Genomic DNA, 18267 nt, shown 5'->3' with positions numbered 1-18267 from the left:
CGCCCGGATCACCGGCGGGCCCGTCCCGGGCCGGCCGGCGGGTGCGGTCCCGTGCCGAAAGGCAGAAGGTCCCACGAGGACGGGACCTTCCGCCCTGCTGATGAGGCTCGGCATCGCCGAACGATGGAACAGAGGTGAGGACCATGACGAGACAACGCGGGATCGTCGCCGGCTATGACGGTTCGGACTTCTCCCTGCGGGCCCTGGAATGGGCGACGGAGGAGGCGGAGTGCCGCAGGCTCCCGCTCACCGTCGCCTACGCGTGGCGGTGGCCGTACGGCGAGGCCGACGGCGAGGCCAGGCTCCATCTGAGCAAGGCGGCCGAGCACGTGCTGCTCCACGGCGCCAAATGCGCCCACGCGCACTCCGCGGTCGTCGAGGTGGTGACCGACCTTCACGAGGGCTCGGCCGCGCAGCGGCTCGTCGAGCTGTCCGCCGACGCGGAACTGCTCGTGGTCGGCGCCCATGACCAGGGGGTGACCGCCCGGTTCATGATCGGCTCTGTCGCGGCGTTCGTGGCGGCCCGCGCCCGATCTCCGGTGATCATCGTGCGTGAAGCGGGCCGGGTGCCCGTACTGCCGCGACCGGGGCCCGTCGTCGTGGGTGTCAAGGACACCACGGCCGACGCGGTGCTGGATTTCGCGTTCCAGGAGGCGGCCCTGCGGCGTCTGCCCCTGTGGGTGGTGCACGCCGGTCACCCGCGCCAGCTGGCATGGGGCATCGCCATGGCCCACGTGCCCGATCTCGAAGACTCGGCCCGGGCCTGCCGCGAGCGGGTGGAGGAGCGTCTCGCGCCGTGGCGGCAGAAGTACGCGGACGTCCACCTCGAGGTGCGTTCGGCCACGACCGCGCCCAGGGAGGCTCTGCTGGCCTCGTCGGCCGAGGCCGGCCTCGTCGTGGTCGGCAGGGGCCGTACGGCAGCTCGCACCGGCCACCTCGGAGCGATCCCCGGATCCATGGTCAGGCACGCGTCCTGCCCCGTGGCCGTCGTGCCGTCCCGCGAGGAGCACGGCTCCTCGCCCACGCCGCCCACCGGGTAGGCGAGGGCACCAGGAGGGCACCAGGAAGGCACCGCGCGGTTGGCACGAGGTCCACGGTGGATGTGCCGCCGATTTGCCCGTTTATACCCCCCTGGGTATGGTGAAGCCATGGAACTGAAAGAGTCGATGCTCGGCGACGCCGTCACCCGCCTGCGGCGGGCTCAGGGTCAGCTCGGTGGCGTGATCGCGATGATCGAGGCGGGGGAGGACTGCGAGAAGGTCCTGACCCAGCTCGCCGCCGTCTCCAAGGCGCTGGACCGGGCCGGCTTCAAGATCGTGGCCACCGGGATGCGCTACTGCGAGGCCGCAGAAAGTCGCGGCGAGCAGGCTCCTATGGACAGAGGTCAGCTGGAGAAGCTGTTCATGGCGCTGGCCTGATCCTCCTCCCGGCCTGATCCCTCTCCTGGCCGGACCCGATCGATTTCGGGTACGACCATGTCGTGCAGATACCCCCCCGGGTATATGGAAAGCAGGGGGTCCGTCTCCGCCGTCGGGGCGCCGCCGCCTGACGGCGGGCCGGCGATTCCCTGACGGCCGGATCCGGGCCGGGAGAGGGGAAGCCGGCCGGACTGTTCCTTTTTTTGCCCCCCGAATACCCCCCGGGGTATATGAAACACGAAAGGCACACCTCATGGAAATCGTCTCCTTCCGCACACCCGGACTGGGCGACCAGTCCTATCTGCTCACCCACGAAGGCAAGGGCGTGCTGGTCGACCCCCAACGCGACATCGACCGCTTCCTGGCCGCCGCGGCCGAACGCGACGTGGATCTGCGCTTCGTGCTGGAGACCCACCTGCACAACGACTACGTCTCCGGCGGCCGACAGGCCGCTCACCGCACCGGTGCCGAGCTCGTGCTTCCCGCGGCGGCGGCGGCCGCCTACCCGCACACGCCCGCCTTCCACCTGGAGGACATCCCCGGCGAGCACGGCCTGTCCCTGCGCCCCATCCACACCCCCGGACACACCCCGGAGCACACCTCCTACCTAGTACTGATCGACGGCGAGCCGATGGCGGTCTTCTCCGGCGGCAGCCTGCTGGTCTCCTCCGCCGGCCGCCCGGACCTGCTCGGGCCCGAACGGGCACGCGCCCTGGCCCGCCACCAGTACGGCTCGCTGCGCCGCCTGGCCGATCTGCCGGGCAACGTCCGGCTGCTGCCCACCCACGGCGAAGGCTCCTTCTGCACCACCACCGGTGCGGGCCGCCACACCTCCACCATCGCCGAGGAGAACACCGGCAACCCGCTGCTGGCCATCGCCGACCGCGAGAGCTTCGCCGACCACCTGCTGGCCGACCCCATGCCGATTCCCGCCTTCTACCGGTACATGGGTCCCGCCAACACCCTCGGCGTGCCACCCATGCCCGCGACCGACGTGCCGGTGCTCACCCTGGAGCAGGCACCCGACCGGGCCCGCCTGCTGGACATCCGGCCCCGGGCCGTTCAGGCCTCCGGCCTGCTGCCCGGCTCGGTGGGCATCGAGCTCGGCACCGACTTCGGCAGCTGGGCCGGCTGGCTGCTGCCCTACCAGACCCCGCTCGTCCTGGTCGCCACCCCCGGCCAGGACACCCGCGAGGCGATCACCCAGCTCGCGCAGATCGGTATCGACACCGTGCTCGGCGTCGTCACCGACCTCGGCCAGGCGGCCACCTCGAGCTTCGAGCTGCTGGAGCTGCCCGCCTTCGCCGCCCGGCTGACCGCGCCCGGCGCGCAGTTGCTGGACGTTCGGATGCCCAGCGAGCAGCGAGCCACGCCGCTGCCCGGGGCCGTCGAGCGTTTCCTGCCCGACCTGGTGTTCGACGGTGTTCCCGCCGAGCTGGACCCGCAACGACCGGTCCTGCTCGCCTGCGGCTCCGGCAGGCGCGCCTCCATCGCGGCCGGCCTGCTGCTTCAGTCCGGCTACCAGCCGGTCGTGCTGACCGGCGCCGGCGCGGCCGACCTGCGTGAACAGCTCGCAGCCACCTGACCGCCCCTTGACCCGCCATTCCTCCTGAACGACAAGGACCCCAAACGAATGACCTCCATCCCTTCCATGGACGTGTCCGCCGCCCGCGCGCTCATCGCGGCCAACCCCGACGTGCTCGTGGTCGACGTGCGGACCCCGGGCGAGTACGCCACCTGCCATATTCCCGGTGCCATCAACCTTCCGCTCGACCAGGTCGACGCCCATCTGAACCGGATCGTCGCCGACGCCGGCGGCCAGTTGCTCCTGGTATGTCAGGCCGGTGGACGCGCGACCCAGGCCTGCGCCAAGCTCGCCGGCGCCGGCCTGAGCGGCTCCACGGTCCTGACCGGCGGCATGAACGCCTGGAAAGCGGCCGACGGCCCCACCTCCGGCGCCAATGACAACGACGCGTCGCGCTGGGGCCTGGAGCGGCAGGTGCGCCTGGTCGCCGGTGGCATCGTCGCCTCCTCGGTGCTGGCCAGCGTCTGGTGGCCGCCGGCCCGCTACCTGGCCGGGTTGATCGGTGCCGGGCTGACCTTCGCCGCCGTCACCGACACCTGCGCCATGGGCATGGCCCTGGCCAGGCTGCCCTACAACCGGGGACCGCGCTTCGACGCCGAGGCCACGCTGCGACGGCTACGTGGCGGGCCCCCGGCCGAGCAGGCGACCTCGTGACCGCAACCCTGGCCCTCACCGCGGCGGCGGCCGCCGCGGTGGGCGTGGCCCTCGGCCTGTTCGGCGGGGGAGGCTCCATCCTCATGGTGCCCATGCTCATGTACATCGCCGGAGTACCGGGCAAGAGCGCGATCGCCATGTCCTTGCTGGTGGTCGCGGTGACCAGCGTCACCGCACTCATCTCCCACGCCCGCGCGGGCCAGGTGCGCTGGCGTACCGGACTGATCTTCGGCGCGGCCGGCATGGCCGGCGCCTACGGCGGAGGCCTGGTCGGGCCGCATCTGCCCGAGCGACTGCTGCTCGGCGCGTTCGCGGTGATGATGGTGACCACCGCGATCGCCATGATCCGCGGGCGTCGGGCCTTCGACGGGGAAACGCGGGAGCATCTGCCCCTCAGCAAGATCATCCTGGACGGGGTGATCGTCGGCGTCGTCACCGGCCTGGTCGGCGCGGGCGGGGGCTTCCTCGTGGTGCCCGCGCTCGTACTGCTCGGCGGCATGCCGATGGCTGCCGCCGTTGGCACCTCCCTGCTGGTCATCAGCATGAAGTCACTGGCCGGGCTGGCCGGCTACCTGAGCACGGTCAGCATCGACTGGCATCTGGCGGCCGTGGTCACCGTCGCCGCCGCGGTGGGCGGGCTGCTCGGCGGCCGACGCGCCGAGCAGGTCAGCCCCGATCGGCTACGCAAGGCGTTCGGCTGGTTCGTCCTGGTGATGGGCGCGTTCGTGATGGCCCAGCAGATCATCGCGCCGGCCTGAGCCGGCGGACCGCCGCGTCGACAGCCGCGGCGGGGGTCGGAAGTCCCTGACGGACGGGTCTTTGGGCCGCTGCGGAAAGCGCCGCCGGCCGGTGGAATGGAGGGGAGAGGCCAAGGAGGCCAAGGAGGTCGGCATGGCAGCGCATGTGGTGGTGGGTGTGGACGGTTCGTCTCCCGCGGACAGTGCGGTCGAATGGGCCGTTGACGACGCGGTGCGGCGCGGGTGCGCCTTGAAGATCGTTCATGTGTGCGAGCCGTGGCCCGGTGACATCCCGCTCCAGACCCCGCCGGGTTTTCGTGATTCCGTCGCCGAGTACGGCCAGGGGGTGCTGGAGGGCGCGGCCGCGCTGGCGCGGGGGCGTGCGCCGCGTCTGGAGGTGGAGACCCTGCTGGAGGCGGGCCGGGTGGGCGAGATCCTGCGGCGTGAGGCCGAGGACGCCGAGCAGGTCGTGCTGGGCAGCCGCGGGCTGGGCGGGTTCACCGGGTTGCTGCTCGGATCGGTCTCTTTGGCCCTGGCCGGGCACGTGGCCACCCCGGTGGTGGTCGTCAGGGACGTACCGGAGCGGACCTACGACCGGGTCGTGGTGGGCTTCGACGGCTCCGACCATTCGGCGGTGGCGCTGGAGTACGCCTTCGAGGAGGCCGCCCGGCGCGGCGCCGGGCTGCGGGCGATCCACACCTGGCAGATGCCCGTGGTGGGACCGGGCGCCCTGGTCTACACCCCCCTGGTCGAGGACCTCCTCGCCGCCGAGCGGCAGGTGTGTGCCGGCACGCTCACCCCGTGGCGGGAGAAGTACCCGCAGGTCGAGGTGGAGCAGACGCTGGTCTGCGGGCATCCGGTCGGTGTCCTTTGCGAGGCCTCGGCCGCCGCGGACCTGGTCGTCGTCGGTTCCCGGGGGCTGGGCAGGTTCGGCTCGGCGATGCTGGGCTCGGTCGGCCACGGCGTCCTGCATCACGCCCGCTGTCCCGTCGCGGTGGTCCGGGCCCGGGGGGAGGCGTGATGGACATCGGTGCCCTCACCGTGGCGCAGGTGATGAGCCGTACCCTGGTCGCCGTCGATCTTGAGGAGTCCCCGCTGCTGGCGTGGGAGATCATGCGTCGTGCGGGGGTCCATCACCTGCCGGTCCTCGACGGGCATGGCTGCCTGCGCGGGATTTTGACCCGTGAGGACCTCACCGCCCACTGGTCCGGCGGCCCGGTCGAGCAGTCGCAGGTGCGGGTTCGCGCGCTGCTGGCCGACCGCCGCCGCCCGCACACCACGCCCGGCACGCCCCTGGCCGACGCGGTGGCCGCGATGCTCGACGCCGGCGTCGACGCGATCGGGGTCATCGGGGAGGATCACCGGCTGGCCGGGATGATGACCGCCACCGACGTGCTACGGGCCGTGGCCGGCCGCCTCCCCGAGCACCGGGAACCACCCGAGCTGATGACGGGAATGTTCCGCCTGGTCCCGGTCCTGCCCTCCCACGTCCCCGCGGGATGAGGCAGAGACCCTGCCCTTGACGTGACATCACGGTCATACCTGGAGGGTGTTCTCATGAGGCGAGAGGTCATCGTCGCGTTCGACGGGTCGCCACACAGCCGTGGCGCGGTCGAATGGGCGGCGCTGGAGTGCGGGGCGCGATGGGCGAAGCTGACCGTCTGCCATGTCTGGGACGGTCCGCACGCCGAACGCGAGGCGGCGATCACCGAGCAGCGGCGCCGGCACGCGGGCCGCGTCCTGTTCGAAGGTGTGCAACTGGCCGAGCGGCTGCTGCCGGGCCGGGACGTGGGCTCGATCCTGGCCCGGGGAGCCCCCGGGTCGGAGCTGGTCGCGCTCAGCCGGACGGCGAAGACCCTGGTGATCGGATCCCGGGGTCTCGGCGGGCTCACCGGGCTGCTGCTCGGCTCGGTGAGCGCTCATGTCGCCGCCCACGCGTTCTGCCCCGTGCTGGTCATCCCGCCGCACGTCACCCCACAGGTGTCACACCTCTCAGCCGACCGCAGGACCCCGAAGCTCAGGTCGTTCCCGGGCCCGGACTTCGGGCTCGGTGAGCCAAGGCCCGCGCCGAGCGAGTAGGCGACCAGCTCGCCGCCCGGGCCCGGACCGCTCAAGACGACCCCGAACGTGCCGGTGCGGGCCGCCACGCTCATCGGCGGGCCCAAGGTCCTGATCGAAACAGACCTCCGTCCCTGGGCCGGGACGGCTACCCGCAGGAGGCTTGGACGGTGAGACGTTGGGGCACCATCGCCTTCCTCGCGGTGACCACGTGCGGGCTGCTGGCCGGAGGCGCACTTCACCTGGCCGGAGCGGGTACCGTCGCCGATCTTCTGTGGGCGGCGGTCACCGGCGTCGCCCTGGTGCCCGCCGCCGGATGGGTGATCTCGGCGCTGCGAAGCGGCCGGCTGGGCGTGGACGCCATCGCCGTACTCGCCCTGGCGGGGGCACTCGCCGTAGGGGAATATCTCGCCGGCGCCCTGATCGGCGTGATGCTGGCCACCGGCCGGGCACTGGAGGACCACGCCCTGCGCCGGGCCCGCCGGGACCTGACCGCCCTGTACGAACACGCGCCGCGCTCGGCCCGGCGTTACCGGGACGGGACACCCGCCCCGGTACGGGTCGAACAGGTGCGGCCCGGCGACCTGCTGCTGGTTCCCCATGGCGAGACGGTCCCCGTCGACGGGGTGATCGCGGGAGAACCGGCGCTGCTGGACGAGTCGGCCCTGACCGGAGAGTCGATCCCGGTGAAGCGCGCCAGGGGGGAAAGCGCGCGCAGCGGTGTCGTGAACGCCGGCTCCGCCTTCGATCTGCAGGCCACCCGCACCGCGGCCGAGAGCACCTACGCCGCAGTGGTGCGCCTGGCGCGGCAGGCGGAAACGGACAGCGCCCCCGTCGTGCGGCTCGCCGACCGGTTCGCCGCCTGGTTCCTGCCCGTCACCCTCCTGCTGGCGGGGGCCGCCTGGCTGCTGTCGGGCCAGGCGGTACGGGCCGTCGCCGTACTGGTCGTGGCCACCCCCTGCCCGCTGCTGCTCGCCGCACCCGCGGCCATCGCCTCCGGGCTGTCTCGTACGGCACGGCACGGCGTGGTGGTCAAGGGCGGGGGAGCGCTGGAAAGGCTGGGGCAGGCACGCACGCTGATCATGGACAAGACCGGAACGCTGACCGCCGGACGCCCCCGGGTCGTCGACGTCGTGGCCGCACCCGGCGCCCGCGCCGACGACGTGCTGCGCTGGGCCGCCGCGGTGGATCAGATCTCCTCCCACGTCCTCGCCGCCGCGATCGTCGAGACCGCCCGCGCCCACCGGGCCGAGCTGCCGCAGCCGGCCGAGGTCCTGGAGAGGCCCGGCACCGGCACCGCGGGGGTGGTGCAGGGCCACCGGATAGAGGTCGGCAAGGCGACGACCTCCTCCTCGGACTCCTCCTCGGAGTGGGAACGAGCTCAGCGGGCGCGGGCCGCGCTGGACGGCGCCATGACCGTCTGGGTGACCGTGGACGGCAAGACCGCGGGCGTGATCCTGCTCCGCGACGCCGTACGGGCGGATGCGGCACGGACCCTGCGGCGGCTGCGCACCGCAGGGATCGAGCGGGTGATCATGCTCACCGGGGACCGGGCCGAGGTCGCCGAGAGCGTGGGCACGGTGCTCGGCGTCGACCAGGTGCTGGCCGAGCAGAGTCCCGAGGCCAAGGTGCGGGTGGTCCGGCAGGAGACGGCCAGGGCGGTGAGCGTGATGGTGGGCGACGGGATCAACGACGCCCCGGCCCTGGCCGCCGCCGACGTCGGGGTCGCCATGGGCGCCCACGGCTCGGCCGCCTCCACCCAGGCGGCCGACGTGGTGCTCACCACCGATCGCCTGGATCGGCTCGCCGACGCCATGGACGTCGCCCGCCGCTCCCGACGCATCGCCGTGCAGAGCGCGAGCGCGGGGATGGCCCTCTCGCTGCTGGCCATGATCGTGGCGGCGGCCGGAGCGTTGCCGCCGGCGGCCGGCGCCCTGCTGCAGGAGGCCATCGACGTGACGGTGATCCTCAACGCGCTGCGGGCCCTGCGTCCCGCCCGGGGAACCCGCACGGTGGTCGACGCCACCACCGAGTCCCTGCTGCGCCGCTTCAAGATGGAGCACTCCTCCTTGCGGCCGCCCCTGGAACTGATCCGGGAGACCGCCGACGAGCTGGCCGGCAATCCCACGGCGCAGGCCCTCGGCCGCCTGAGGGAGGTTCACGCCTTCCTCACCGAACGCCTGCTCCCGCACGAACGGGCCGAGGAACAGCGGCTCTACCCGGCGATGGGACGCGTTCTCGGCGGCCCCGAGGTCACGATGACCATGAGCAGGGCACACGCGGAGATCGAACGGCTCGTACGCCGGCTGGGGCGCCATCTGGCTCTCGCCGAGGACGGCGGAGTGCACCCGGAGCAGCTCGACGACCTGTGCGCCTGCCTCTACGGCCTGCACGCGGTCCTGCTGCTGCATTTCGATCAGGAGGAGGAGGCCTACTTCTCGCTGGCCTCCTTGTGAACACCGGTTCGCGGGCGGGGCAAAGGCCGGCCCGCCCGGAACGAGACAGACCATAAGTCCTTCTGATCAGGGGACTTTCGCCGCTGACGCTTTCCGGACCGCTTTGCGATGGTTGCAGGGAGGAGGTGCGTCATGAAGGTCAGGGAAATCATGGGCGCCGTGGCGATCGCGGTGCGGCCGGAGGCGACGTTCACCGAGATGGTCGACGCCATGCGGCGCTTCAAGGTCGGCGCGCTCACCGTCATCGACGCCGACGATCACCCGATCGGAGTGGTCGCCGACGATGATCTCCTGCTCAAGGAGACCGATTCCGGCGCGCGCACCGCCAGCGTCTTCGACAGTCGCAAAAGACGCCAGGAGCATCGCAAAGCCGCGGGCGCCACGGCCAGGCAGATCATGACCACCCCTGCGATCACCATCACGAAGGACGCCACCGTCCGGGACGCGGCGCGGCTGATGCACCGGCACCGGATCAAGCAGCTGCCGGTGATCGACGCGGTCACCGGGCGCCTCACCGGCACCGTCCACCAGAGCGATCTGCTCAAGATCTTCGTCCGCCCGGTCGAGGAGATCGAACGCGAGGTCACCAAGATCTGTGAGCGGCTCGCCGTCGATCCGGAGACGATGGTCGTCGGCGTCGAGGCGGGAGTGCTCACGCTGAGAGGCCGCATCGCCTTCCGGTCACAGATCGCACCCCTGGTCGCGGCGGCACGCGAGATCGACGGCGTCCTCGACGTCGAGAACGCCCTCACCTGCCGATCCGATGACCTGGCCCCCGTTCCGCCATTCCTGTGACAGAGGTGAGATCGTGAACGCCCATACAACAGAGGAGATCACCTCGGTGCTCCGCACGGCGGTCCAGGCCGCCACGTGGGCGCCGTCGGTGCACAACACCCAGCCCTGGTCCTTCGGCGTCGACGGCGACGAGATCGCACTGCGTGCCGACAGCGACAGGAAGCTGCGCGCCGGCGATCCCAGCGGCCGGGAGCTGCTGATCAGCTGCGGTGCGGCCCTGACGAACGTGCGGCTCGCGTTGCGCGTGCTCGGTCACGAGCCGCGGGTGCGCGTGCTGCCCGACCCCGACCGGCCGGCCCTGCTGGCCACGGTGCGGCCGGGAACGGCCGTGGCCGCCGATGAGAACACCCGGCTGCTGCACGCCGAGATCGAGCGCCGCCGCACCCACCGGGCCGGATTCACGCAGTTGCCCGTACCGGAACCTCTCATCGAGGCGCTGGTGGCCGAGGCGGGCGGGGAGGGGGCGCGGCTGACGCCGGTCCGCTCCGAGCCGGCGATCAGGGTGCTTTCCGCGATCACCTGCGCCGCCCAGGACGTGCAGTCCCAGGACCGGCCGCTGTCGCTGGAGGTGATCGGCTGGGCGCGGCCGCCGGGCAGCCCTCGCAAGGACGGCGTGCCGGCCGAGGCCTATCCGCGCGCCCCCCGGCAGACCCACCCGCACTTCGCCCAGCGCGACTACGCCCACGGCCGCCCCTGGGGCAGCGACGCCGACCAGTCCTTCTCCGCCTCCACCGGCGTCGTGGCGGTCCTGACCACCGAGGGCGACACCCGCCAGGACTGGATCGCGGCCGGCCAGGCACTGCAACGGGTCCTGCTGCACGCCTCCGCCTACGGTCTCAGCGCGGCCTTCCACACCCAGGCGCTGGAGATGTTCCACCTGAGGGAGTTCCTGCGCCAGGAGCTGTGCTCGCAGGAGTACCCCCAGATGATCATGCGGTTGGGCATCACCTTCGACGACAGCCAGGGCGTCCGCCGTCCGGTCACCGAGGTGCTGGAGGAACGCTGACCGAACCGGCCGGCAGCCCCGGGGACGCGGTGCGGCGGTCGGCTACGGGGCGCCGGTGGCGGACGGGGCCGCCGGGTCGCCGGCGCCGAGTGCGCGATCGCTGTCCGCAGGACCGCCGGTACCGCGTGTGCTGCGCAGGCTCCACACGATCGACACCGTGATCGTTGCCACGATCACGCCCAACGTCACCGGGATGGGCAGTTTCCCGATCGGGGTCTCGGACAGGATGAGCTTGACGCCGGCGAAGGCCAGCAGCACGGCGAGGCCATAGTGCAGGTGCACGAAGCGGCGCAGCAGCCCGGCCAGGCAGAAGTACAGGCTGCGCAGGCCCAGGATGGCGAACGCGTTGGCGGCCCAGACGATGAACGTGCTGGTGGTGATGGCCAGGATCGCGGCGACGGAGTCGATGGCGAAGATCAGGTCGGTGGTCTCGACGGCGATCAGGACGACGAGCAGCAGGGTGGCGACGCGTTTGCCGTTGACGCGGGTGAAGAACCTGTCGCCGTGGTAGGTCGCGTCGGTGGGAATGACCCGCCGGACCAGGCGCACCACGGGGTTGCGGTCCGGTGGGCTCTGCTCATCGTGGCGGAAGGCCATCTTGTAGCCGGTGTAGATCAGGAACGCGCCGAAGACGTACGCGGTCCAGAAGAACGTCTCGAGCAGTTCGGCACCGACGAAGATGAACACCAGCCGGAACATCAGCGCCCCGATCACGCCCCAGAACAGCACCTTGTGCTGCACCGCCGCCGGTACGGCGAAATAGGAGAAGATCAGCGCGAAGACGAAGACGTTGTCGATCGACAGCGCCTTCTCGATCAGATACCCGGCGTAGTAGGTGCCGGCCACGTCGCCGCCCTGCCACGCCCACAGGATCACACCGAACAGCAGTCCTGCGGCGATCCAGATACCGGACCAGACGGCGGCCTCACGGAAGCCGATGACGTGATTGTCGCGGTGCAGGAACAGATCGGCCGCGAGCATCGCGGCGATCGCCAGCATCAGCACCGCCCAGACCCACCAGGACACAGACAACGGGAAGACCTCTCGACCGGCCGGACCTCCGCGCGGAGGCCGGCGCTGCCGGACGAAGGTCTCCCCGGGCCACCGCACCGGTGGCTGCGCCGCCGAGACCCGGATCTGCCGGGTCCGTGCTGACGGCGGCGCGTCGAACGTCGGGTACTCCCCCTCAAACTACGACCAACTATTCACGAAGTTCTGTTCGTATGTCAAGGGCTGGGACGCGGAAATCACGATGCTGCTTTCGTGTCTTCGCGTGCGTACATTGAGGGGTGACATGCCCCCCGGCCAGACCGTACGGATGGTGATCATGTGTCTCCCGCAGCCCGGGCCAGATCGGCTCACGAGGTGAAGGAGTGGACGTTCCTGACCAATCACGCCCACGTGCTGCTGGCCATCGCCAGAGAGCCGACCGCCCGGCTGCGTGACGTCGCCGAAGCCGTCGGCATCACCGAACGCGCCGCGCAGGCCATCGTCGCCGACCTCGAAGCCGCCGGCTACCTGCACCGTGAACGCGTCGGGCGGCGCAACGAGTACACCATCAACCCGGCCGGGCGTTTCCGTCATCCCGCGGAGGCCGATCGGCGCATCGGCGACCTGCTCGCCCTGTTCACCGATTCCCGGCTCACCGGGCAATGACCGGACCGGCGGAGAACGAACGTTCGCGACACACCTAATGATCTCGGGTGACCTCCGGCGAAGTAGCCGTGCTCGGCCGTACTGTCATCACGGGGGAGCCGGGAGGGGCGCCGACCGCTGTGTTCCGCCTCGGACCCGTGCCGCTCACCGCCGAGGAGCCACTCTTGACACGTTCGCGCAAGCGCTGGAGTGACCTCGCCGGGCAGCGGCCAGCAGCGGCCGGCCAGGCACGCTCGGGCAGGTACGACCTGCGGTCGATCAACGCCCGCCCACGCGGGCAGGCATACGCCAAGAACACGCCGACCTAGCTGTTTTCGATGCGCGCCGCGGGCCGGATCGAGGTCATCCGGGCAGGTGACCGATGGCCCCGATCGCCGAAGCGGCGCTCACAGTGCCGGGGTTCGGTCGCCTGCCGGTTACACGACGGACGACTCAGGCGTGTCCGAGGCCGTGCGCGATGAGCCGATCCGGAAGACGGGATGCGATTCGGCGATCGCCGCGAAAGCCTCCAGCGAGGAATCTCGGGTGACCGGCAGGTGTGGCCGGGCGCCGGGCGCCAACGTCAGGTAACGGCGCAGAATCGGGGCACGTGCACCGGGGCCGACCTCCTGAAGCACGATCGGTCGGCGTCGGCCCCGGTGCAGGACCGCCCGGCCGCCGGCGGCGCGGACGTTGCGGACCCAGTTGGCGTCGTTGCCGAGCATGGACACGAGGTACTCCTGGCCTTCGTGGTCGGCCACCACCACCGGGACCGCGATCGTCCGGCCGCTGGAGCGGCCGCGTATCTCGAGCGTGACCGCCCGGCGAGGTGCGAGCAGCCCGGTCGAGTGCTGCAGGGCGGCCAGGCGATTCAGCGCCCGTGCCGCCAGATGGGGGCGGCCTCCGCGGTACATCCACCGTTTGACCGCGTACAGTCGGCCGAGGATGCCCGATCTCGGGTGGTCCGGCTTGACTGTCATCGTCCCTCTCTTGTCATCATCAGGAGTGTTCTTGTGGTGTCCTCGCGAGAGGCGAGGCGTTTTCAGGGCTGGCGTGTTTCGAGCAGTATGTTCGGATAGCCCGGCGCGGGGCCGTCCAGCAGCAGGGTCAGCGAGGCCACGCTCAGCGCGTCCGCCTGGTGGGCGTGCACCACGGCCGTTGCCGACAGTTCTTGGCCCGTGGTCCTTCCCGTGGCCTCGAACGCGTCCAGGAGCGTGGCGCCGGCCTGCGCCGCCCAGCCGACCAGTCGACCAGGGCCATGTTCACCGCGCCGGCGGCGACGAAGGGGATGCGCAATCGGCGACGGGCCGCCGGTCGCCAGGCATAGATGAGGGCCAGCAGGGCGGCCAGCGGGGCAGTGGCGATGACCAGGTGCCCGGCAAGGGCGTGGACGGGCATTGTCATCCTCAATTCCTCGGACGATGTCCGCACCGGGGGCGGGCCACCGCGTTCGTACGGTGAAGATCGGATGCTGCTGCGCGGACGATCGCGTGCCGGCGCCGAACGGGTGTCGTTCGGTCGCCGGGAGCGAGACAGGGGGCGCTGGACCCGCTGGCCGACGGTAGCGGGTGAACCCATCCTTCAATCTATGTCATTCGATGTCAATATGGCATGCACTGCCATATTGCGGGTTCGGGTCATGTGCGCGGTACGCTTGAGCGGTGCCTCTGACCCTTCGCCAGCGCAACCGGCTGGCCGCGATGCACCACATCATCGAAACCGCGATCGACCTGTTCGACGAACACGGCTACGGCGCGGTCACCGTCGAGCAGGTGGCCGCGGCCGCCGGAGTGTCGCCGCGTACCTTCTACCGTTACTTCGGCACCAAGGAAGGCCTGTTCACCACCGACACCCATGCCGTCGTCGGGCATGACCTGCTGGAGGAGCAACTCGACCTGGACGATCTTCCGGGTACGCTTCAGCGGATCGTCGCGAGCGTTCACGCGGCCGCGGCCCCATCCGCCGGCGAGGTGGCGGCGTACACCCCCTGGCGCGGCATGCGTTACGTGCTGGAGGAGGCGGCGGTACGGGAAGCCGTGTACACCGCCCTGGATGATCTCGCCGAGCGCCTTGTGCCCGCGCTGCGATCCAAGGGCGTCGACCCGACGCGGGCACGCGTCACGGTCCGCGCCTACCTGTTCGGTGTCTACTTCGGGGCCCTGGAGCAGTGGCACCTCGATGGCCGGGTGCGCCCCCTGCTGGACTATGTCCACGAGGGTTCGGCGGTCCTCGCTCAGCCGCCCACGGCCTCAGGGCTCCACCAGTGATCATGAGCAGGTTCAGCCGATCGGTTTCAGTGCCGGCGGGCACCCGGCCGGATGCGGCCGGCGGTCTCGGCAGGATTCGAGCGGTGGTCAGTCCCGCTGGGGCTGCTGGTCGCCGACGCGGCAGTGCCCGGACCGCCGCTGAGGCGGAAGGGCGCTTTCCAGTCCGATCCCCGAGCGTTCACCGCTCACCGGTGCGGGGAGATGCAGTGCCTCACCCGGGATGAGGTCGCCGGTCAGGGGCGGCGGTGGCGTGGTCGGTCGCATCGTGGCGGCCAAGGTCGCGATGTAGGTATGTTCCGCTTATGAGACATGGCCTCCCAAATTCTTTGGCGGTTCCCGCCGCTCCGAGCCGTCCCGTATGCCCGTGAGGCCGGCGTCGGTGACGGGGACCGGGACCTCCCCCCGAAGGTCGCCGGCCATGTTCTTCCTGCTGGTCTTCGTCCTCACCATGCCCTTCCTGGCGCTCGACGCCATGGGCGGGCCGCAGATCCTGCCCGGCATCCCCCTGTCGGGGCTGGCCTTCGTCTGCCCGGCCCTCGCCGCCGTCGCACTGAGGTACCGCGAGGACGGCATCGCAGGCGTGCGGGCGCTCCTGGCGCGATCGTTCGACGGCCACCGGGTCTCGGTGAAAGCCTGGTACGTGCCCGTCCTGCTGCTGTATCCCGCCGTGGTGACGGCCTCGTTCTTCCTGCTCCGCCTGACGGGGACCGCCCTGCCGGATCCGCGCTTCTCCCTGTCGTTGACGCTGCTGCTCCTCCTCGGGTTCTTCGTCGGCGCCTTGTGCGAGGAACTCGGCTGGTCGGGGTATGCCACGCAGCCCCTGCAGGAACGATGGGGGGCCGTGCGAGCCGGTCTCGTACTCGGAGCGGTCTGGGCCGTGTGGCACTGGGTGCCGCTGCTGCAGGTCCAGCGCTCCACGTCCTGGATCGCCTGGTGGTCGCTCGGTACCATCGCCGCACGGGTGATCATGGTCTGGCTGTTCAACCACATGGGCCGCAGCGTCTTTGCCATGACGCTCTTCCACATGATGCTCAACGTCGCCTGGCAGCTGTTCCCCGTGAACGGATCGCACTTCGACATGCCGCTGACCGCGGCCCTCATGGCGACCGTCGCCGTGGTCATCGTCTTCGCCGGGGCATTGAGGCCGGCGCAGCGAGGCTCACCGCACTGACCTCACCGGCGCCCTTGCCGCGATCCGGCAAGGAGATCGGGAGGCGGCTCACCGTGTGGTGCGATCATTCACCGGCGCCGTTTCGAAATCCGATCAGACACCGGCGGTCAGCGCGGCGGCCAAGGTGATGATCGCTCCTTCTCCGGAGAGGCGCCACGAGTGGCATCATGCCGGTCTCACCGGACCGGCGAACTCGCCCAAGACGTCCTCCTGGAGGAAGGTGTTCACCGCTTCCACGTACCGGCGGGGTCTCGACATATGGATCACGTGATTGGCTTTGATCTTCCTGTATCGACTGTGCGGTACGAGGCGCCTGATCCGGGCCGCGTCCTCGTCGTCCATCGCGCCGATCAGACCGCGGCCCGGCACGCGCCGCCAGTCACCGTGCAGCACCAGTAGCGGGCACGACACGTGAGAGAGCGCGTCGGCGTGGTCGAGTCCCTCGTAGAACCGGCCGTCGACGAAGGCCCGCGCGAAGTCCACGTCGTACATGGACAGGCACTTGAGCAGCAGACGGAGCTTGAGAGGGAAGTAGGGGATGTCCACCGGCCGGCCGGGATGGCGAGCCTGGAACGCCTGGACGCGGCGGGACAGAAAGGAGACGAACCAGTCCGGGACGCGCTTCTCCCGGGTTTCGGAGACCGGGAGCGTCAGGCCGCGGAAGTAGTCGGCGAGATCGCGGTGGTGGGGGTCACCGAGGGTGTCGACGAGGTGTCTCAGCCCGCCGTACACGAAGCGGTCGTGGTCACGGAAGCGGGGCATCTCCGCGGAGAACACCGGGGCGTCCTCCAGGATCGCCGCGGCGACCTGATCGGGGAGGTTGGCCGCGCACCACAGGGCGAGGAGCCCGCCGGAGGAATTGCCGGCGATGACGGCGGGGGATCGCACGACCTCGGAGAGGAAGGCCGTCATGTCCGCGCCGAGGTGTTTCCAGGAGTACTCGCCCGGGGTCCAGCTCGACGTGCCGTGCCCGCGCACGTCGACCGCGTAGACCCGCAGCCGCCGTGACAGCGGCACCAGTACCCGCTGGTAGCTCTCCCAGGTCCCCATCTGCGCCGGCAGCAGGACCAGCGGAGGTCCGTTGTCCGGACCCACCACGTAATTGAGCCGCACGGCCCCGGTGTCGAACCGGTGTTGCCGGAACCCGGCGTCGCGGACGGTCTTGATGCCGATCGTTTCGGATAGGCCCTCATAGGGGTTGCGGTACGGATACCTGCTCATGAGGGTCCTTCCTCCGTGAGGTAGGGGCCGGGGCCCGGTGCGCGGTCTTCTGAGAGGTCCGACGACACGAGCTCGATGAGCTCGCTCAGGGCGCCGGCCAGCGCCGCCCGGCCCTGCGCGCTCATGCGTCCCAAGACGGCCGCGAACCTCTCCGCCGACCGCTGGTCCGTCGTCGTCAGCATCTGTTCCGCCTCGTCGGTGAGCTTCAGCCGGATCCGCCGGTGATCGTCGGGATCGCTCACCCGGTACAGAAGCCCGGCGCGGACCATCCGGTTCACCAGAGCGGACGTGGCCGCGAGCCGCCGTCCGAGGGTTTCGGCCAGCTCTGAGACCGTGCAGCCGTTTCGGCGGCGGACGGCGAACAGCACGCGCAGCTGCGGCAGCGTGAGGTCGAGGTCCAGCCACGCGTCCGAACGCTGCAGGGCCAGCATCCGCAGCCGGGACGCCAGGTGCTCGACGTCGCGACTTCCGCCCGATGTACTTGCCATGATGTGAATAGTCTACATCGTGTTGACCATCGGGCGTCATCGCCTGATCCGTGATCTCAAGGCCCTTCCCGCTCCGCGATCGGAGCTGCAGGGGCGTCTGGAGGCGGTGCTGTCCACCCGGGACCGGGTGCACGCGCGGCTGGAGGCGGTCGTGTCGGTGGGCAGCGATGTGCGCGAGGAGGTTGTTCGGCAACCTCTACCTCACCGGGGAGCGCGGCGGCGATGGCGGTGATGGCGGTGGCCGGCGACACCGGGTGGGCGGGCAGGAGCGTGACGATCGGGCCGGTCGACATCGCGAGTCGGCATTCTCATCGATCCTTCCAGAGGGGATGCCATCACGGTCCCGCCGGCGTTCGCGCGCATGTCGTCTTCTTCTTCCGGCCGGTGCGACTCCTTCCGTCATTTCACTCATCTCGTACGCGGCGTGACAGAGCCGAAGGTCCCGCGGGGGAGGGACGTTCGAGACCGCGACGAGGTTCCTTACGGCTCTGTGGTGGAGTCTCGTGAGGCGGTGTGATGAGGGTGTCACAAGAACCGCTGAGCTCCACGGAGCACCAGGGATAGGGAAAGGGGAGCCGTCATGGCCACCACTCACGGATACGACGTTCACACCGGGCCGGTCACGGGCGCCGTCCCCGCTCAGGCCACCCCCGCTCGGATCGTTCCCGCTCAGGCCACCCCGGCTCCGGTCGTGGACGCCGCCCCCGCGCAGGTCGTCAAGCGGCCGGTCGACTACGTCTGGGCGGTCGCTCGGATCAGCCTGGGCTGGGTCTTTC

Annotated in this window: 20 protein-coding genes and 2 pseudogenes; 16 read left to right on the top strand and 6 right to left on the bottom strand. The window is 70.7% G+C overall.

Translation table 11 applies throughout. The features are described 5' to 3' along the window. Nucleotides 1-143 precede the first annotated feature (143 nt). From ACTOQ2_RS42185 to ACTOQ2_RS42135, 11 genes are all read left to right on the top strand, one after another. Nucleotides 144-1040: a universal stress protein gene (locus ACTOQ2_RS42185; RefSeq protein ID WP_440107386.1), complete on the top strand. Its 897-nt coding sequence runs from the start codon at nucleotides 144-146 to the stop codon at nucleotides 1038-1040. A gap of 108 nt (nucleotides 1041-1148) precedes the next feature. Further along, a complete protein-coding gene (locus ACTOQ2_RS42180) occupies nucleotides 1149-1418 on the top strand; it encodes a metal-sensitive transcriptional regulator (RefSeq protein WP_440073775.1) in 270 nt (89 codons plus the stop codon). Between the two features lie 253 nt (nucleotides 1419-1671). Next, entirely contained in the window at nucleotides 1672-3003 is a 1332-nt protein-coding gene (locus ACTOQ2_RS42175; RefSeq protein WP_440107383.1) for an MBL fold metallo-hydrolase, read from the top strand. A 48-nt stretch (nucleotides 3004-3051) separates the two neighbouring features. Continuing rightward, nucleotides 3052-3657: a rhodanese-like domain-containing protein gene (locus tag ACTOQ2_RS42170; RefSeq protein WP_440107381.1), complete on the top strand. Its 606-nt coding sequence runs from the start codon at nucleotides 3052-3054 to the stop codon at nucleotides 3655-3657. Further along, on the top strand, nucleotides 3654-4415 hold the full coding sequence (locus tag ACTOQ2_RS42165) for a sulfite exporter TauE/SafE family protein (RefSeq protein WP_440107379.1): 762 nt from the start codon (nucleotides 3654-3656) through the stop codon (nucleotides 4413-4415). The genes ACTOQ2_RS42170 and ACTOQ2_RS42165 overlap by 4 nt, the downstream gene beginning before the upstream one ends. A gap of 133 nt (nucleotides 4416-4548) precedes the next feature. Beyond that, nucleotides 4549-5415, top strand: a complete 867-nt coding sequence (locus ACTOQ2_RS42160; protein ID WP_440107377.1) for a universal stress protein — start codon at nucleotides 4549-4551, stop codon at nucleotides 5413-5415. Then, nucleotides 5415-5897 (top strand): CBS domain-containing protein, encoded by a 483-nt coding sequence (locus ACTOQ2_RS42155; RefSeq protein WP_440107375.1) that lies wholly within the window; start codon nucleotides 5415-5417, stop codon nucleotides 5895-5897. Before ACTOQ2_RS42160 ends, ACTOQ2_RS42155 begins: the two co-directional genes overlap by 1 nt. 54 nt (nucleotides 5898-5951) lie before the next feature. Then, complete coding sequence (locus ACTOQ2_RS42150; RefSeq protein WP_440107373.1) at nucleotides 5952-6473, top strand: universal stress protein; 522 nt, start codon at nucleotides 5952-5954, stop codon at nucleotides 6471-6473. A 149-nt stretch (nucleotides 6474-6622) separates the two neighbouring features. Further along, complete coding sequence (locus tag ACTOQ2_RS42145) at nucleotides 6623-8908, top strand: heavy metal translocating P-type ATPase (RefSeq protein ID WP_440107371.1); 2286 nt, start codon at nucleotides 6623-6625, stop codon at nucleotides 8906-8908. Nucleotides 8909-9040: 132 nt separating this feature from the next. Continuing rightward, a complete protein-coding gene (locus ACTOQ2_RS42140; RefSeq protein WP_440107369.1) occupies nucleotides 9041-9703 on the top strand; it encodes a CBS domain-containing protein in 663 nt (220 codons plus the stop codon). A 13-nt stretch (nucleotides 9704-9716) separates the two neighbouring features. Continuing rightward, on the top strand, nucleotides 9717-10709 hold the full coding sequence (locus ACTOQ2_RS42135) for an Acg family FMN-binding oxidoreductase (RefSeq protein WP_440107366.1): 993 nt from the start codon (nucleotides 9717-9719) through the stop codon (nucleotides 10707-10709). Nucleotides 10710-10751: 42 nt separating this feature from the next. On the opposite strand, the gene ACTOQ2_RS42130 is transcribed toward ACTOQ2_RS42135, so the two are convergent. Then, nucleotides 10752-11735 carry a TerC family protein gene (locus ACTOQ2_RS42130; protein WP_440107404.1) on the bottom strand — a complete coding sequence of 328 codons (984 nt, stop codon included), beginning with the start codon at nucleotides 11733-11735 and terminating at the stop codon, nucleotides 10752-10754. Between the two features lie 303 nt (nucleotides 11736-12038). Here ACTOQ2_RS42130 and ACTOQ2_RS42125 point away from each other — a divergent pair, with 303 nt between their 5' ends. After that, complete coding sequence (locus ACTOQ2_RS42125; protein WP_440107364.1) at nucleotides 12039-12365, top strand: helix-turn-helix transcriptional regulator; 327 nt, start codon at nucleotides 12039-12041, stop codon at nucleotides 12363-12365. Nucleotides 12366-12552: 187 nt separating this feature from the next. On the opposite strand, the pseudogene ACTOQ2_RS42120 reads toward ACTOQ2_RS42125, so the two are convergent. From ACTOQ2_RS42120 to ACTOQ2_RS42110, 3 genes and pseudogenes are all read right to left on the bottom strand, one after another. Next, nucleotides 12553-12693 (bottom strand): annotated as a pseudogene (locus ACTOQ2_RS42120) (IS701 family transposase); the annotation flags it as partial. Nucleotides 12694-12781: 88 nt separating this feature from the next. Next, nucleotides 12782-13324 (bottom strand): nitroreductase/quinone reductase family protein, encoded by a 543-nt coding sequence (locus tag ACTOQ2_RS42115; RefSeq protein ID WP_440107362.1) that lies wholly within the window; start codon nucleotides 13322-13324, stop codon nucleotides 12782-12784. Nucleotides 13325-13466: 142 nt separating this feature from the next. Next, nucleotides 13467-13748 carry a hypothetical protein gene (locus ACTOQ2_RS42110; RefSeq protein WP_440107360.1) on the bottom strand — a complete coding sequence of 94 codons (282 nt, stop codon included), beginning with the start codon at nucleotides 13746-13748 and terminating at the stop codon, nucleotides 13467-13469. Nucleotides 13749-14005: 257 nt separating this feature from the next. Here ACTOQ2_RS42110 and ACTOQ2_RS42105 point away from each other — a divergent pair, with 257 nt between their 5' ends. Together ACTOQ2_RS42105 and ACTOQ2_RS42100 are read left to right on the top strand one after the other, a co-directional pair. Next, entirely contained in the window at nucleotides 14006-14611 is a 606-nt protein-coding gene (locus tag ACTOQ2_RS42105) for a TetR/AcrR family transcriptional regulator (protein WP_440107358.1), read from the top strand. Between the two features lie 418 nt (nucleotides 14612-15029). Then, the gene (locus tag ACTOQ2_RS42100) at nucleotides 15030-15782 is read left to right on the top strand and encodes a CPBP family glutamic-type intramembrane protease (protein WP_440107356.1); all 753 of its coding nucleotides are present in this window, start codon (nucleotides 15030-15032) and stop codon (nucleotides 15780-15782) included. Between the two features lie 165 nt (nucleotides 15783-15947). Here ACTOQ2_RS42100 and ACTOQ2_RS42095 read toward each other — a convergent pair whose 3' ends face one another. Together ACTOQ2_RS42095 and ACTOQ2_RS42090 are read right to left on the bottom strand one after the other, a co-directional pair. Next, on the bottom strand, nucleotides 15948-17003 hold the full coding sequence (locus ACTOQ2_RS42095) for an alpha/beta fold hydrolase (RefSeq protein ID WP_440107354.1): 1056 nt from the start codon (nucleotides 17001-17003) through the stop codon (nucleotides 15948-15950). Continuing rightward, complete coding sequence (locus ACTOQ2_RS42090; protein WP_440107352.1) at nucleotides 17000-17491, bottom strand: MarR family winged helix-turn-helix transcriptional regulator; 492 nt, start codon at nucleotides 17489-17491, stop codon at nucleotides 17000-17002. Before ACTOQ2_RS42090 ends, ACTOQ2_RS42095 begins: the two co-directional genes overlap by 4 nt. Before the next feature lie 19 nt (nucleotides 17492-17510). On the opposite strand from ACTOQ2_RS42090, the gene ACTOQ2_RS42085 reads away from it, so the two are divergent. Continuing rightward, complete coding sequence (locus tag ACTOQ2_RS42085) at nucleotides 17511-17723, top strand: hypothetical protein (protein WP_440107350.1); 213 nt, start codon at nucleotides 17511-17513, stop codon at nucleotides 17721-17723. Between the two features lie 348 nt (nucleotides 17724-18071). Next, a pseudogene (locus tag ACTOQ2_RS42080) lies at nucleotides 18072-18267 on the top strand (hypothetical protein); the annotation flags it as partial.

The sequence above is a fragment of the Streptosporangium sp. H16 genome (genome assembly GCF_051918855.1).
Lineage (GTDB): Bacteria > Actinomycetota > Actinomycetes > Streptosporangiales > Streptosporangiaceae > Streptosporangium.
This window is presented reverse-complemented; position numbering and strand designations above follow the sequence as displayed.